Annotated in this window: 14 protein-coding genes; 4 read left to right on the forward strand and 10 right to left on the reverse strand. The window is 59.5% G+C overall.

The window, feature by feature from the left end:
• Nucleotides 1–64 precede the first annotated feature (64 nt).
• Together ACA074_RS15720 and ACA074_RS15725 are read right to left on the reverse strand one after the other, a co-directional pair.
• Nucleotides 65–412: a DUF7957 family protein gene (locus tag ACA074_RS15720; RefSeq protein WP_497677330.1), complete on the reverse strand. Its 348-nt coding sequence runs from the start codon at nt 410–412 to the stop codon at nt 65–67.
• A 49-nt stretch (nt 413–461) separates the two neighbouring features.
• Entirely contained in the window at nt 462–935 is a 474-nt protein-coding gene (locus ACA074_RS15725) for a PM0498 family protein (protein ID WP_497614337.1), read from the reverse strand.
• 453 nt (nt 936–1,388) lie between these two features.
• Here ACA074_RS15725 and ACA074_RS15730 point away from each other — a divergent pair, with 453 nt between their 5' ends.
• Genes ACA074_RS15730 through ACA074_RS15740 form a run of 3 tightly spaced genes read left to right on the forward strand, consistent with a single transcriptional unit; the run spans nt 1,389 to nt 6,852 of the window.
• Entirely contained in the window at nt 1,389–2,633 is a 1,245-nt protein-coding gene (locus ACA074_RS15730) for an exonuclease SbcCD subunit D C-terminal domain-containing protein (RefSeq protein WP_497677331.1), read from the forward strand.
• On the forward strand, nt 2,630–6,271 hold the full coding sequence (locus ACA074_RS15735) for an SbcC/MukB-like Walker B domain-containing protein (protein WP_497677332.1): 3,642 nt from the start codon (nt 2,630–2,632) through the stop codon (nt 6,269–6,271). The genes ACA074_RS15730 and ACA074_RS15735 overlap by 4 nt, the downstream gene beginning before the upstream one ends.
• Nucleotides 6,268–6,852 carry a glutathione S-transferase gene (locus ACA074_RS15740; RefSeq protein WP_489881312.1) on the forward strand — a complete coding sequence of 195 codons (585 nt, stop codon included), beginning with the start codon at nt 6,268–6,270 and terminating at the stop codon, nt 6,850–6,852. The genes ACA074_RS15735 and ACA074_RS15740 overlap by 4 nt, the downstream gene beginning before the upstream one ends.
• 176 nt (nt 6,853–7,028) lie before the next feature.
• On the opposite strand, the gene ACA074_RS15745 is transcribed toward ACA074_RS15740, so the two are convergent.
• From ACA074_RS15745 to ACA074_RS15780, 8 genes are all read right to left on the reverse strand, one after another.
• Entirely contained in the window at nt 7,029–7,286 is a 258-nt protein-coding gene (locus tag ACA074_RS15745) for a hypothetical protein (protein WP_401267068.1), read from the reverse strand.
• Nucleotides 7,283–7,495, reverse strand: coding sequence for a hypothetical protein (locus tag ACA074_RS15750; protein WP_187678616.1), 213 nt, complete (start codon nt 7,493–7,495; stop codon nt 7,283–7,285). The genes ACA074_RS15745 and ACA074_RS15750 overlap by 4 nt, the downstream gene beginning before the upstream one ends.
• 253 nt (nt 7,496–7,748) lie before the next feature.
• On the reverse strand, nt 7,749–7,928 hold the full coding sequence (locus ACA074_RS15755; protein WP_435036303.1) for a hypothetical protein: 180 nt from the start codon (nt 7,926–7,928) through the stop codon (nt 7,749–7,751).
• A gap of 156 nt (nt 7,929–8,084) precedes the next feature.
• Complete coding sequence (locus ACA074_RS15760; RefSeq protein ID WP_401267062.1) at nt 8,085–9,260, reverse strand: lactonase family protein; 1,176 nt, start codon at nt 9,258–9,260, stop codon at nt 8,085–8,087.
• The gene (locus tag ACA074_RS15765) at nt 9,247–9,537 is read right to left on the reverse strand and encodes a DUF5629 family protein (RefSeq protein WP_187678618.1); all 291 of its coding nucleotides are present in this window, start codon (nt 9,535–9,537) and stop codon (nt 9,247–9,249) included. The genes ACA074_RS15760 and ACA074_RS15765 overlap by 14 nt, the downstream gene beginning before the upstream one ends.
• Before the next feature lie 167 nt (nt 9,538–9,704).
• Complete coding sequence (locus ACA074_RS15770) at nt 9,705–11,285, reverse strand: aldehyde dehydrogenase (NADP(+)) (protein ID WP_497677333.1); 1,581 nt, start codon at nt 11,283–11,285, stop codon at nt 9,705–9,707.
• 9 nt (nt 11,286–11,294) lie between these two features.
• On the reverse strand, nt 11,295–12,287 hold the full coding sequence (araD1, locus tag ACA074_RS15775) for an AraD1 family protein (RefSeq protein WP_497677334.1): 993 nt from the start codon (nt 12,285–12,287) through the stop codon (nt 11,295–11,297).
• Between the two features lie 145 nt (nt 12,288–12,432).
• Nucleotides 12,433–13,755: an MFS transporter gene (locus tag ACA074_RS15780; protein WP_497677335.1), complete on the reverse strand. Its 1,323-nt coding sequence runs from the start codon at nt 13,753–13,755 to the stop codon at nt 12,433–12,435.
• 194 nt (nt 13,756–13,949) lie between these two features.
• Here ACA074_RS15780 and ACA074_RS15785 point away from each other — a divergent pair, with 194 nt between their 5' ends.
• Nucleotides 13,950–15,686 carry an IlvD/Edd family dehydratase gene (locus ACA074_RS15785; protein WP_187678622.1) on the forward strand — a complete coding sequence of 579 codons (1,737 nt, stop codon included), beginning with the start codon at nt 13,950–13,952 and terminating at the stop codon, nt 15,684–15,686.
• Nucleotides 15,687–15,793: the final 107 nt, after the last annotated feature.

Below are 15,793 nucleotides of genomic sequence, written 5' to 3' on the forward strand. Positions count from 1 at the left end.
CCTTTGGCAGCTCCTACACTTAATCCCTGCAGAAGCTGCCGAAGGCTGCGATCTTTTGATTCTGCTATCGATTAAAAGTCACAGCTAAAACCTCACCAGTCTCCAGACCCACCAAATAATTGATACCTATCCAATTCCCCGCAATGAGCCGCCCTTCTTTGTCACACGTGATATTCATATACGGCTTATCTAACTGCGCTCCGTGCGGGCTCTCGGCAATTTGCCAACGGGTCACGCCATGCGTAGCAACGGCAAATACGTTTCTATTGAAAACGACACTAGCAGGGGGCTCAACTCTGACCACACATAGGTCTGCCAGCCGTAAAATCTCTACCACCGCATAGGGAAGATCAACGGGAGTTCCTCCAGCAAACAACCTCCCACTCTCGGTGTAAAAATCAATTTCGCTCACTGAACTTGCCTCAGTCTCTACAAATCAGCCAGTGTAATGGCGGCCAGGCCTACATGTTATCCAATAGGTCACCAAGCTCCGATCCTTCAGAGGTAGCCAGCAATACCGGACCATCATATTGGTCCAAATCATCAACCAGCCAACACTCACCATCGCGCACGATATGAGCTTTTACCACCGCATCAAACTCATCACTTGACACAATGACTTCTAGTATTTCGGCATCCGAAGTTACTGACCAAGCCTCAAGCAGCTGGCTGGCAAATTGAAGCGCGCTACTCAACCATTCCGATTCAACGTAGTCATCGACATGCAGCGAATTGACAAAGCATTCATAACCCGTGCGATCTGGAAAATGTCCCAAACCAACATTGGTACTTGTTGCTTCGAAGTGCTTTAAAAACTTACAACCATCCTTATGGAAAAATCCTTTCCCGGCTACTAAAGTCAGTTCGGCAGCAAGTGTATTCAATGGCTGCAATGTAGATAGCGCTTGGGCCATTGCTTTGTTGTATTTCAGCATTCCTATCACTCATCGTTTCAATTGAAAGAACGTAACAACGGGGCCGTAAGCCTGTTCTGAATTCGAAACGTCTACGAAAAATGACTTTTCCGGAAATTTTTCCTTCAGCACCATGCGCCACGAAAATCCGATGACGGCGCGCAGTTGAAGAAATACGCTTGGCGACACACCATTTCCGTATTGACCAAAAACGTCATATACCTTCACATAATTTAAAAGCCGCTCAGTTCCTGAGATGTCGTGAGAAGCCAGTTCAAACCGAATCGATATCAATATAATGGCTCAATACTAGATAGCGGCTATTTGGGCGTCAATTAATGGATTCACCGAAATAGCCAGCCCCTCCCTCCACCGACAAGCCCTCCCACCGTAATAATCTGTAAACTCTCCCCTCTTTCGCCGCCCCATCATTTTCCTGCGGCCACCACCTCTTTATCTGTAGCGGAGTCTGCCTTGCGTCTGTTTCACACCTCCGACTGGCACCTTGGGCAAAACCTGCACGGCCAGGAGCGCGATTTCGAGCATGCGTGCTTTCTCGAATGGCTGCTGCGCCAACTGCAACTGGCGCAGCCGGATGTGCTGCTGATTGCCGGGGACATCTTCGACACGGTCAATCCGCCGGTCAAAGCCCAGGAACGCCTGTACGATTTCATCGTCAGCGCCCACGAGCAGCAGCCATTGCTGACCATCGTGATGATTGCCGGCAACCACGATTCCGGTTCGCGCATCGAACTGCCCGCGCCATTGATGCGCCGTTTGCGCACTCATGCGCTGGGTCGGGTGTTGTGGCTGGATGATGGTCAACTCGACGCCGATCGTCTGCTGTTGCCGTTGCCGGACGCGACCGGCGAAATCGCCGCGTGGTGCCTGGCGCTTCCATTTCTGCGCCCGGCGGAGGTCACCGGGGCGCATTTGGGCGACAACTATTTGCGCGGTATCGGTCAGGTTCATGAATGGCTGATCGAGGCGGCGAATGCCAAGCGCAAACCGGGTCAGGCGCTGATCGCCATCAGCCACGCGCACATGGCGGGTGGTTCGGTGTCGGAAGACTCCGAGCGCAGCCTGATCATCGGCAACGCCGAAGCGCTGCCGGCCAGCCTGTTCGGGCCGAGCATCAGCTACGTTGCCCTCGGTCATTTGCACAAGCCGCAGAAGGTCAATGGCGAAGAACGTACCCGCTACAGCGGCTCGCCGATTCCGCTGTCGTTTTCGGAAATCAGCTATCAGCACCAGATTCTCGACGTCACCCTTGATGGCGAAACCCTGGTCAGCGTCGAGCCGAAACTGATCCCGCGATCGGTCAACCTACAACGCATCGGCCCGGCGCCGCTGGCGGAGATCCTGCTGCAACTGGCGGACTTGCCGAACATTGATCTACTCGCTGAAACCCAGCGCCAGCCGTGGCTGGAGGTGCGTGTGCGTCTCGATGAGCCGCAACCGGATTTGCGCCATCAAGTGGAAAGCGCCCTGCAAGGCAAAGCCGTGCGGCTGGTGCGTATCGCCGCTGAATACGCCGGCAACCGTGGCGCTGATGGCGCGGAAGAAGGCACTGCGCTGATCGAGCTGGATCAACTCACGCCGCAGGAATTGTTCAGCCGCGCCTGGCTCGACAACTATGGCAACGAGGTCGATGAGCAGACGCTCAAGGACTTCGCCGAACTGCTGCAAGACGTGCAAATGGAGGGCGAGCAGCCATGAAGATTCTCGCCATTCGTTTGAAAAACCTCGCCTCGCTGGCCGGCCCGTTCGAGATCGACTTCACCGCCGAACCGCTGGCCAGCGCCGGTCTGTTCGCCATTACCGGCCCCACCGGCGCCGGCAAAAGTACCCTGCTCGACGCCTTGTGCCTGGCGCTGTTCGGCGCCGTACCGCGCCTGAACAACACGGGGCGTGACGCCAAAGTCCCGGACGCCGACGGCGAGATCGCCACCGGCGACCCGCGCACCTTGCTACGTCGTGGCACCGGCGAAGGTTATGCCGAGGTGGATTTTGTCGGTGTCGATGGCCGTCGCTATCGCGCGCGCTGGGAAGCCAACCGCGCCCGGGAAAAGGCTGGCGGCAAGTTGCAGGCCAGTCGGCAGAGCCTGCGCGATATCGATCAGGATCAACTGCTCGCCAGCCAGAAAGGCGAATACAAAACGCAATTGGAAGCCGCGCTGGGTTTGAACTTCGAACAGTTCACCCGCGCCGTGCTGCTGGCTCAAAGCGAGTTCAGTGCGTTCCTCAAGGCTGACGACAACGACCGCAGCGAACTGCTGGAAAAACTCACCGACACCGCGCTGTACACCCGCCTCGGCCGTCGCGCGTTCGACAAGACCAAAGAGGCCCGCGAAGCGCACAAGCTGTTGCAGGATCAGGCCACCGGCGTCACGCCGCTGGCTCCCGAAGCACGCGCCGAGCTGGATGAGCGCTACAACGCCGCGCAGCAACAGATGAAGTTGCAACAGGCGCAACTCAAGCAGCTGGAGCAGCAGCACAGCTGGCTCAAGGATTTACGTCAGTTGCAGGACGCGCAACAAGCCGCCGCCGAGCAACTGCACAGTGCCCAACAACAAAGGGAAGGTCTGGCCGGTGAACGGGTAAAACTGACGCGACTGGAACAGCTCGGCCCACAGCGGCACCAGTTCGCCCGCAAGACTGAACTCGACGCGCTCTTGTCCCCGCTGGCCGCGCAGATTGCCGCGCACACCCGGCAACACGCTGAACTGACTGAGCGCCAGACGCACCTGGAGCAAAACCTCGAGGCCGCGAAAGTCGCTTTGAGCGAGGCACAACAACGGCAGACTGAAAGTTCGCCGCTTTTGCGTCAGGCCTTTGAAGAGCAAAGCACCCTCGCCCGTCTGGTCAAGGACGTTGCACTCAGTGCCGAAGCGAAACAGAACGCAGAGCAGGCTTGTACTCAAGGCCAGAGCGCCATTGCGGCGCTGCTGGAAAAGCAGACTCAAGTCGCCGAACGCCTGCAAAAGATTGCCACCGAACTGGAACAGAGCGCCCATCTCGCACCGCTGAGCGATGCGTGGAATGCCTACCGCGATCGCCTGCAACAGCTGATGTTGATCGGCAATCGCTTGAACAAGGGCCAGACCGAACTGGCCTCACTGGAGGAGAACGCCAGCCGCAGCGCCGAAACCTTCGCCACGCAGAAACAGCAACTGGAAGTGCTGTTCAAAGAGGCTGGCGCCGAGCCGGATGCCGTCGCCGAGCAGATCGGCATCCTCGGCAATTTGTTACAGGACAACCGCAAACAGCTGCGCGCCATCGAAGACCTGTCACGCCTGTGGGCCACCCGACAGGATCTGGATAAACGCAGCACCGACCTGCAACAACGCCAGCTCAGCGCTCAGCAAGAACGCGAGCGCCTGACTCAGGACGGGGTGAAAACCAAGGCCGAACTGACCGTCGCCGAGCAAACCCTTAACGTCACCCGCGAGCTGCTTGAGCGTCAGCGTCTGGCGCGCAGTGCCAGTGTCGAAGAGCTGCGCGCGCAGTTGCAGGATGATCAGCCGTGCCCGGTCTGCGGCAGCAATGAGCATCCGTATCACCAGCCCGAAGCGCTGCTGCAAAGCCTCGGCAAACACGATGAAAGCGAGCAGGCCAACGCGCAACAAGTGGTCGATCAGCTCAAGGAAAAGCTCATCGAACTGCGCGCTGAAGTGGGCGGCGTCATCGCTCAGCAGAAGGAACTGCTGCAACAACAGGAGCAACTGGCCGCCCAGCAACAAGCGTTGGCGCCGAGTCTCGATGCTCACCCGCAAGCGGAGCAGTTGATGAACCAGGACGCCGACAAACGCGACGCCTGGCTGACCCGGCAAAACGAGCAGTTGAACCAGAGCATCACGCAGGACGAACAACGGCAAAACGCCCTGCTCACCCTGCAACAAGACGCCGCGCGTCTGACCCAGCAGTTGCGTCAGGCCGAAACAGCTCATCAGCAAGCGGCGCAGCATCTGAGCAATCAGCAGCGCGAGTTGAGCAGCGACCGCCAGCGCCTCGATGAAGAACTCAGCGCGTTCGGTAACCTGCTGCCGGCCGACACGGTTGAGGCTCTACGCCATGAGCCGGCGGCGACGTTCATGCAGCTCGACCGGCAGATCGCCGAGCGTCTGACGCAAGTCGATCAGCAGAAAGAAGAACTGGCCGAACAGCTGCAACGCCAGCAGACGCTGGAGAAAGAACAGGATCGCCAGCAGACCCGCGTCCAGCAATTGCAAAACGCCGAACAGCAGTTCAATGCCCTTGCCGAACAGCAGCAAACCTGCCAGCAACAACTCATGCAGTTGCTTGGCGAGCACAGCAGCGCCGAACACTGGCAGCAGCAACTGGAACAGGCCGTGGAGCAGGCGCGCAACGCTGAAACCACAACCGCTCAGGAACTGCAAAACGTGCGCACGCAACGCGTGCAAACCGCCGCCGAACTCAAGGCGCAGCAGGAGCGTTTGCAGGCGCTGGAAATTGAAGATAAGGAGCTGGCCAGCAAGATTGCCGACTGGCGCGCCCGTCATCCGGAGCTGGATGACGGCGGCCTCGAAGATCTGCTGCGCGTCGACGACGGGCAAGTCGCTGAGCTGCGCCAACGTTTGCAGCTCAATGAAAAAGCCATCGAACAGGCCATGGTGCTGGTGCAGGAGCGCGACCAGCGCTTGCTCGATCATCAGGCCCAGCACAACGGCAATCTCGATGCCGAGCAACTGGCCGCCGCCCTCGCCGATGTGCAAAACCAATTCAACGTCAGCGAGCAGCAATGCGCCGAACTGCGTGCTGAACAGGCCGAAGACCAGCGCCGACAGAACGCCAATCAGGCACTGGCGCAGCAGATCGCCGACGCCTATGCCGAGTACCAGCGCTGGGCACGCCTGAGCGCGTTGATCGGTTCAGCCACTGGCGACACCTTCCGCAAGATCGCCCAGGCCTACAACCTCGACTTGCTGGTGCATCACGCCAACGTGCAACTGCGCCAACTGGTCAAACGCTATCGTTTGAAGCGCGGCGGCAGCATGCTCGGCCTGTTGGTGATGGACACGGAAATGGGCGATGAGCTGCGCTCGGTGCATTCGTTGTCCGGCGGCGAGACGTTCCTCGTATCGCTGGCGCTCGCGTTGGGGCTGGCGTCGATGGCGTCGAGTACGCTGAAAATCGAATCGCTGTTTATCGACGAAGGCTTTGGCAGCCTCGATCCGGAATCTCTGCAACTGGCGATGGACGCCCTCGACGGCTTGCAGGCCCAGGGCCGCAAGGTCGCGGTGATTTCCCACGTGCAGGAAATGCACGAGCGGATCCCGGTGCAGATTCAGGTGCAGCGTCAGGGCAACGGTTTGAGCACCCTGGAGGTGAAATGAATACGCTGTATTCTTTCCGCCGCTGCCCTTACGCGATGCGGGCACGGATGGCGCTGCGCTATTCGGGCGTGCCGGTGAATATCGTCGAGGTTAGCCTCAAGGCCAAACCGGCCGAGATGCTGGCGATCTCGCCCAAGGGTACGGTGCCGGTGCTGGATGCGGATGGACGGGTGATTGATGAGAGTCTGGAGATCATGCGCTGGGCGTTGGCACAGAATGATCCGCAGGATTGGTTGCTGGAGGGAGATGCGAGGATTGCCGACTTGATCGAAGCCAATGATCAAGTGTTCAAGGTTCATCTCAATCGCTACAAGTACGCTGAGCGTTATCCCGAGCAGCCGATGGAGGTTTATCGCACGCAGGGTTCGTTGTTTCTGCAGAAGCTGGATGAGTTGCTGACGGATCGCGATTACTTGCTGGCTGATCGCCCATGTCTGGCGGATATCGCACTGCTGCCGTTCGTTCGCCAGTTCGCCCACGTTGATCGCGATTGGTTTGCGCAGACGCCTTACGTACGCTTGCAAGCGTGGCTACAACACTTTCTGCAATCCGAGCTCTTCACCGCAGTCATGAAGAAGTAAGGCCAGTTCTCCTGCAAGAGGGGTAACCCTGTGGCGTGGGGATTTATCCCCGATGGGCTGCGAAGCGGCCCTGAAATCATTCACCTCGGTGTATCAGAACAATCCGGTGTATCGGGTTTGGGGCTGCTTCGCAGCCCATCGGGGATAAATCCCCTCACCACAATAAATCGCGTTGTCTACGCCAGCGCGCCGCACATGCCAAGTGCCATGCAATCCACTTCAAACGGCCCGAGAAAATCACCCGCAACTTTCACCGGTGGATTACCGGCCATCAGCCCCAGGGTATTGGCCCGCTCAATGTTGTGCGCGATGTTGTGGTTGGCCTCTATGGCTCGGGCCAGGCCGCCGACCGAGCCCTGCCCTATCCCCAGCAATGAAGCGCCGTTGGTCATGAACGCCAGACCTGCGATGACCCAAAGCCTGTAGCCTTTCATGCTCCGCCGACTCCTGCGAGTTCAGCCCGATCGACCATCACGCTTTGCGAACGGTGTTCAAACTGGATGCCGGGGTTGGCGACTTGAATCGGTGCGTCGAAGTTGTGTTCCATCTGCGATGAGACGCTGACGATCAGCACCAGAGCCAGGTAAAGACCGATGGCCAGGTAGGCGCCGCGTTTGGCAGAAGAGATGATTGCGCTGGCCATGGTGTTCTCCCGTGGGCATGTTTCAGAGCCCACAGAATCGATCAAAAAAGCCGCGGTAACCACTCAGGGTTTCCCATAGTAACCATCAGCTTCGTTGATTATTTAGCCAATCTATCCGGGTGCTTGAAGAAACCTATCGTGGTGCTTTGTGCACACGTGTAGGAGCTGCCGAAGGCTGCGATCTTTTGATCTTGAAAGTCAAAAGATCGCAGCCTTCGGCAGCTCCTACAGGGAGTCGCGCGAGTCGGGCATTTCAGTGTTGAACTTTGTGATCCAGCGCGGCGTAGAAGTTAGCGCTCTGTTGCAGGTATTTCTGGGTGTAGCTCTGGGTGTGGGATTTTTTGCTGTTGATTTCGACGTTGGCACTGGCTGGCAGAACCACGGTAGCGGAGATGGCGGAAGCGGCAATCACGGAGAAGAGATTGAAGTTCATGGCGGTAACCCTCGTGTTCGGTTGGCTTGCTTGCCCGGTTGGGCTGTGGAGCAAACTTAACGCTCGAGGGTTGATCGCTTGAAATGCTTTGTAGCATTAGCAGTTATCAGCGCGATTAATACAAAGAGGCAGGCCCCGTAAACCGGGGCCTGTGGCTTATTGTCGCACTAGAAACTTCAGGTCGCTCGGGGCGTCCATCGGCAGTTTCTGCACGGTTTTGCCGAGCAGACCAGTCTTGCCATCGCGCTCGACGACGACAATCTCGTTGCTCTTCTGGTTGGCGATCAGCAGGAATTTGCCACTCGGATCGAGGCTGAATTCCCGTGGGTGATCACCTTCCACTGAACGTCGCTGCAGCTCTTTGAGCTGGCCGGTCGCCGGATCGATAGCGAACACCAGCACCTGATTGGCAGTGCCACGGTTGCTGACATAGAGGAATTTGCCGTCGGCGGACGCGTGCAGCGCAGCCGCAGCTTTGTCTGAAGTCGGCTGGCCGGCCGCCAGATCGATCATTTGCGTCTGGGTCAGCACGCCGTCGTTGTAATCGAACACCGCAACCTGGGCGCTCATTTCCATGGTCAGCCAGGCGTGTTTACCGTCAGCGCTGAACAGCAGGTGACGCGGGCCGCTGCCTGCCGGCAAGGCCACTGCGGCCGTCATCGCCGGGGTCAGTGGCAGGTCCGGGTTGGCCTTCGGATCGAAGAGATAGACGAAGACTTTGTCCGCGCCCAAATCATTGGAGAACACGTAACGGCCGTCCGGCGAAGAGACCGTCGAGTGCACATGGTTCGACGCCTGACGCTCGGGATTGATCCGGCTCGCCGGGTGGGCGCTCATCTGCACCACCGGTTTGAGTTTGCCGTCGGCGCCGACCGGCAACACCGCGAGGGTGCCGCCCGGATCTTCCATCACCGAATAGTTGCTGACGAACAGATGGCTGGCGTCACCGCTCAGGCTCGAATGAGTCGGCTCGTTGCCCAGGCTTTGCACCTGATTGATCAGGCTCAGGGCATGGGTTTTCGGATCGATCGCGTAACTGCTGACGCGACCGACCGGGTCGGTCTGGCCCGGGCCGTTTTCGTTGACCACGAACAGACGTTTCTGATCTTTGGACAGGGTCAGCCACGACGGGTTTTCGCTTTTGACCACTTGCAGCGGCTTGGCGGCAATCTGGCCGGTGGCACTGTCGAAGTTCATTCGATAGATGCCTTGGCTGGTGTCGGCGGTGTAGGAGCCGACCAGCAATTGATAGCTTTCGGCAGATGCCGTGGAAAGGCCCATCGCGCCGACACTGCCGGCCATCAACAGTGGCCAGAATTTACGCATTGTCATCAGTTTCTTCCTCGTCGTTGCTGCCGCCAAAGGCTTCGCTGCAGACCAGGCGGTGTTCGCCGGAATCGCCAACGATCAACCAGCTCTGCAGCGTCACATCAAACATCGCTGCGTCAACCTGAGCCGGCGTGAATACCCAATGCTTGGCCGCTCGGCCATCAATGCATTCGATGTGCAGATTGTCGTCTTCGTCGAGGGAGAATTCGAAGGCGTGCAGGCCATCGATTTCGACCATATCGCAGTGTTCGAGGACGTCGAGAAGGGTTTGGGCAGTCATGGCAAACAGTCTTTCTAGGGGGGAAAGCGCCAATGATAGCTCATTGTCGTACCCGGCCCCTGTAGGAGTGAGCCTGCTCGCGATGGCGGAGTGTCAGTTAACAGAGAGGTCGACTGAATGACCGCGATCGCGAGCAGGCTCACTCCTACAGGTAATGACGGCGTGAGTTACAGAGCATCGCGCGACGGTTTGCCGTCGACCAGTCGCTGGATACGCAGCGGATTGGCGTTTTTCAGCGGCTCGGGCAGCAAGCTGTCGGGGTAATTCTGGAAGCACACCGGGCGCAGGAAGCGATCGATTGCCAAGGTTCCAACCGAAGTGCCGCGCGCATCGGACGTCGCTGGATATGGCCCGCCATGCACCATCGAATCACACACTTCTACACCAGTCGGATAACCGTTGAGCAGAATCCGCCCGACCTTTTGTTCCAGCAGTGGCGTCAGTTCCGCGAACTGCTCAAAGTCCGCCGGCTCGCCGATGATGGTCGCAGTGAGCTGGCCATGCAGCCCATTGAGCGCGGCGCTGAGCTGCGCCTGATCAGCAACCTCGACAATCACCGTGGTCGGGCCGAACACTTCTTCCTGCAGCACTTCATCGCCACCGATCAACAGGCTGACATCAGCCCTGAACAACTGCGGCTGGGCCTGATTGCCCTGCTGTGGATGACCGGCCAGATGCTCGATGCCGGAATGCGCCAGGAGTTTCTGCAAGCCTTTGCCGTAACTGCCGAGGGTGCCGGCGTTGAGCATGGTTTGCGCCGGCTGATCGCCGATCAGCCCAGCGACCTGTTGCACGAACGCAGTGAATTGCGGCGAGCGGATACCGATGACCAGGCCCGGATTGGTACAGAACTGACCGCAGCCCTGCACCACCGATGCGGTGAGGTCACGAGCCACGGTTTCCGAACGCGCAGCCAACGCATGGGGCAGGACGATCACCGGGTTGATGCTCGACATCTCGGCAAACACCGGAATCGGTTGCGGGCGAGCAGCGGCCATGTCGCACAACGCCCGACCGCCCTTGAGCGAGCCGGTGAAACCCACCGCCTGAATCGCCGGATGCTTGACCAGCCACTCGCCGACGCCACCGCCGTAGACCATGTTGAACACGCCGGCCGGCATCGCGGTTTTTTCCGCCGCGCGAATCAGCGCATCGGCGACCAGTTCAGCCGTGGCCATGTGGCCACTGTGGGCCTTGAACACCACCGGGCAACCGGCCGCCAGTGCCGAAGCGGTGTCGCCGCCTGCGGTGGAGAACGCCAACGGAAAGTTGCTCGCACCAAACACGGCAACCGGGCCGAGGCCGATGCGGTACTGACGCAGATCCGGACGCGGCAATGGCTGACGATCCGGCAGCGGCAGGTCGATGCGCGCGCCATAGAAATCGCCACGGCGCAGCACTTTGGCAAACAGGCGCATCTGGCCGCTGGTGCGACCGCGCTCGCCCTGGATACGCCCGGCCGGCAACGCGGTTTCGCAGCAGACTACGGCGACGAAATCATCACCAAGCGCGTCCAGTTCATCGGCAATCGCATCAAGGAACTGCGCGCGACGTTCAGCGCTGAGGCTGCGATAAGCCGGGTACGCGGCAGCGGCGGCCTTGGCGGCGGCGTCGACTTCCTGCTCGGTGGCCTGAATGAAATCGTGGGGCAGTTGCTCCCCCGTCGAGGCGTCAACGCTGTGCAGTTTGACGTTGCCGGCAGCGCTGCGCTGACCGCCGATGTAGTTGTGACCGAGAATCTGAGTCATGGGATCTCCTTAAAGGGTGCCGATGCTGCCCGGTTCGAAAGCCGCTTCGACCGGGGCAATGCCGTTGACCAGTGCCGCGCCGAATTCGGCCTGACTGATTTCAAACACATCACCCGGCTGAGTGCGGATGCCATCGGCGAACGACAGCGTCGCAGTGCCGAAGAAATGAATGTGCACGTCGCCGGGACGCAAAAACTGGCTGTACTTGAAGTGGTGGTATTCGAGGTTGGCCAGGCTGTGGCACATGTTGGCCTCGCCGCTGAGGAACTCGTTCTGCCACAACACTTCACCGTTACGCAGGATGCGACTGGTGCCTGCAAGGTGTTGGGGTAGCTCACCGACGCGAAGTTCCGGGCCATAACTGCAACTGCGCAATTTGGAGTGGGCCAGGTACAGGTAATTCTTGCGTTCCATGACGTGGTCGGAGAACTCGTTGCCGACCGCGAAGCCCAGGCGATAAGGCTTGCCGTCGTGACCGATGATGTACAGGCCGGCCATCTCCGGCTCTTCGCCAGCGTCTTCGGCAAATGGCGGCAGCGGGAACGGTTGGCCCGGGCGCACGACGATACTGCCGTCGCCCTTGTAGAACCACTCGGGCTGAACACCGGCCTGCCCTGTTGCTGGTTTACCGCCCTCCACGCCCCATTTGAAGATGCGCATGGTGTCGGTCATCGCCGCTTCGTCGCCGGCCTGCTGGTGCATTTTGTCCCGCGCCGAGGCGCTGCCCAGATGGGTCAGGCCAGTGCCGCTGACCAGCAGGTGCGCGGGGTCCGGGTGATCGAGCGGCGGCAGGATGCGCAGGTCTTTGAGCAATTGCGCATAGTCATGACTGTTGCCCAGGCCGAGGGTTTGTACTTGCTGCTCCAGAGTGCCGCCAGCTTCGATGGCGGCCAGCGCCAGATCGCGTGTGGTGCGAGCGTCTTGTACTTCGCGCACCAGACCGTCCTCGACCACGCCGACGCGGCGTTCGCCGTTGCTTAATTCGAATTGCACCAGATGCATATTTTTCTCCTTTTCCCAAAAAACACCGCAGATCCCCTGTGGGAGCGAGCCTGCTCGCGAAAGCGGTGTGTCAGTCACCCACAATGTTGAATGTAATGGCCTCTTCGCGAGCAGGCTCACTCCTACAGGGGCCGGTGTCAGCCATTCAGGTACGGGTCGCGCCGCGTGCACTGGAGGCAAATTGGTCGACCGGCAGCACGTGTTTGCGCTCAAGCACGCGGTAGACGATCCCTGTGAGAATCAAGCCGAACACCATCACGCCCGACAGGAAGTACAACCCCGAAGCCAGATTCCCGGTGTACTCCTTCAACGCGCCGATCACGAACGGCCCGATATACCCGCCGAGATTGCCCACCGAATTGATCAACGCGATCCCCGCCGCGGCACTCGCGCCGGCAAAGAACCGCCCCGGCAAGGTCCAGAACACCGCCGTGCAGGAAAACAGCGCGAACGCCACCAGACACAGCGCTGCCAGTTGCGCCACCGGCAGCGACAGCCAGGCACTCAGGAACAGACCAATGGCGCCCAGCACATACAGCACCGCCAGATGGCCATAGCGATCGTTCAAGCGGTCGGAACTGCGTGGCACGATCAGCAAGCCGATGATCCCGAAGATGTACGGCACCGACGACACGAAACCGGTCACCAGATCAGTGCCGCCAAACTGTTTGATCAAGGTCGGCAGCCACAGGCCCAGGCCATAAATGCTCAGGGTCACCGGCAGATAAAACAGCGCCAGCAGCAACACACGCTTGTCTTTGAGCGCATGCAGCGGATTGCCATGGCGGGTCTGGCCGTATTCCTGCAGATCCTTTTTCAGTTCGCCGGTCAGCCAGTCCTTCTCGGCCTGATCCATCCATTTCACTTGTTGCGGGCCATCCGGCAGCCAGCGCAGCACCGGCCAGGTCAGCAGGATCGCCGGGGTGCCGATGACGATGAACAGCCACTGCCAGCCGTGCAGACCGAGGATGCCGTCCATGCCCAGCAAACCGCCGGACACCGGGCCAGTAATCATCATCGCGATGGGTTGGGAGAGGATAAACAGCCCGAGGATCTTGCCGCGATGGCGCACCGGGAACCATTGGGTGATGTAGTAGAGAACGCCGGGGAAGAAGCCCGCCTCCGCCGCGCCGAGCAGAAAGCGCATCACGTAGAAACTGTGCGGGCCCTGGACGAACGCCATGCCGATGGTAATGGCGCCCCAGGTGATCATGATCCGCGCGAACCAGCGCCGCGCGCCGAAGCGTTCGAGCATCAGGTTGCTGGGAATCTCGAGAAGAAAATAGCCGATGAAAAACAGCCCGGCGCCCAAGCCATAAGCCGCATCACCAATGCCGATGTCGGCGCCCATGTGCAGCTTGGCGAAGCCGACGGCGGAGCGATCCACATAGGCGATCAGGTACAACAGGATCAGGAAGGGAATCAGTTTCAGTGTGATGCGACGAATAAGCCGCAGTTCCTGGCTCATGGGATCGGTCTCCGATTGTTGTTTTTATAGAACCTCGGGGGACGCCTCTCGCGGAAAATCGCCAGGGCCATCCCTCCGTCGAAAACGACTATATAGTAATACTATTTACCCAACAACCACTTCCAAAGCGGCAAATTTGCGCTTATGTTAGGCCTTAGCCCGAACACTATAGTCATACAATAAGAGAATCGATCATGTCTGAGAAGAAACCCACCCTGCGCTCGGCCCAATGGTTTGGCACTGCCGACAAGAACGGCTTCATGTACCGCAGCTGGATGAAGAATCAGGGCATCGCCGACCACCAGTTTCATGGCAAGCCGATCATCGGCATCTGCAATACCTGGTCGGAACTGACCCCGTGCAACGCGCATTTCCGCCAGATCGCGGAGCACGTCAAACGCGGGGTGATCGAGGCCGGTGGCTTCCCGGTGGAATTCCCGGTGTTCTCCAACGGCGAGTCGAACCTGCGCCCGACCGCCATGCTCACCCGCAACCTGGCGAGCATGGACGTTGAGGAGGCGATTCGCGGCAACCCGATTGACGGTGTGGTGCTGCTGACCGGTTGCGATAAAACCACCCCGGCGCTGCTGATGGGCGCAGCCAGCTGCGACGTACCGGCCATCGTCGTCACTGGCGGCCCGATGCTCAATGGCAAGCACAAGGGCAAGGACATCGGTTCAGGCACCGTGGTCTGGCAGCTCAGCGAGCAGGTCAAGGCCGGCACGATCACCATCGATGATTTCCTTGCGGCCGAGGGCGGCATGTCGCGCTCAGCAGGCACCTGCAACACCATGGGCACCGCGTCGACCATGGCCTGCATGGCGGAAGCACTGGGCACTTCCCTGCCCCATAACGCAGCTATTCCGGCGGTGGATGCGCGGCGATACGTGCTGGCGCACATGTCCGGCATGCGTGCGGTGGAGATGGTTCGTGAGGATTTGAAACTGTCGAAGATCCTGACCAAGGAAGCCTTCGAAAACGCCATTCGCGTCAACGCGGCCATCGGCGGTTCGACCAACGCGGTGATTCACTTGAAGGCCATTGCCGGACGCATCGGCGTCGAGCTCGATCTGGATGACTGGACGCGCATCGGTCGCGGCATGCCGACCATCGTCGACCTGCAACCTTCCGGACGTTTCCTGATGGAAGAGTTCTACTACGCCGGTGGATTGCCTGCCGTGCTGCGCCGCCTCGGTGAGGCCAATCTGATCCCCAATCCGAATGCACTGACGGTCAACGGCAAGTCCATCGGCGAGAACACCAAAGACGCACCGATCTACGGCGAAGACGAAGTGATCCGCACCCTCGACAATCCGATTCGCGCTGACGGCGGCATCTGTGTGTTACGCGGCAATCTGGCGCCGCTCGGTGCGGTGCTCAAACCGTCTGCTGCCACGCCCGAGCTGATGCAGCATCGCGGTCGTGCAGTGGTGTTCGAGAACTTCGACATGTACAAGGCGCGGATCAATGACCCGGAACTGGATGTCGATGCCAACTCGATTCTGGTGATGAAAAACTGCGGGCCGAAGGGTTATCCGGGCATGGCCGAAGTCGGCAACATGGGTTTGCCGGCCAAGCTGTTGGCCCAAGGTGTGACGGATATGGTGCGCATTTCCGATGCACGGATGAGCGGCACCGCTTACGGCACCGTGGTGTTGCACGTCGCGCCGGAAGCCGCTGCGGGTGGGCCTTTGGCGACGGTGAAGGAAGGCGACTGGATCGAACTCGATTGCGCCACTGGCCGGTTGCACCTGGATATTCCGGATGCCGAGCTGGCGGCGCGCATGGCTGACCTGCAACCGCCGCAACAACTGTTGGTGGGGGGTTATCGTCAGTTGTACATCGATCATGTGTTGCAGGCGGATCAGGGCTGTGATTTCGACTTCCTGGTCGGCTGCCGTGGGGCTGAAGTACCGCGCCACTCTCACTGACAACACAATTCCCTTGTGGGAGCGAGCCTGCTCGCGAAGAGGGAGTGTCAGTCGACACCTATTTGACTGATATACCGCCTTCGCGAGCAGGCTCGCTCCCACATTTG

The sequence above is a fragment of the Pseudomonas sp. LBUM1655 genome, from assembly GCF_059716085.1.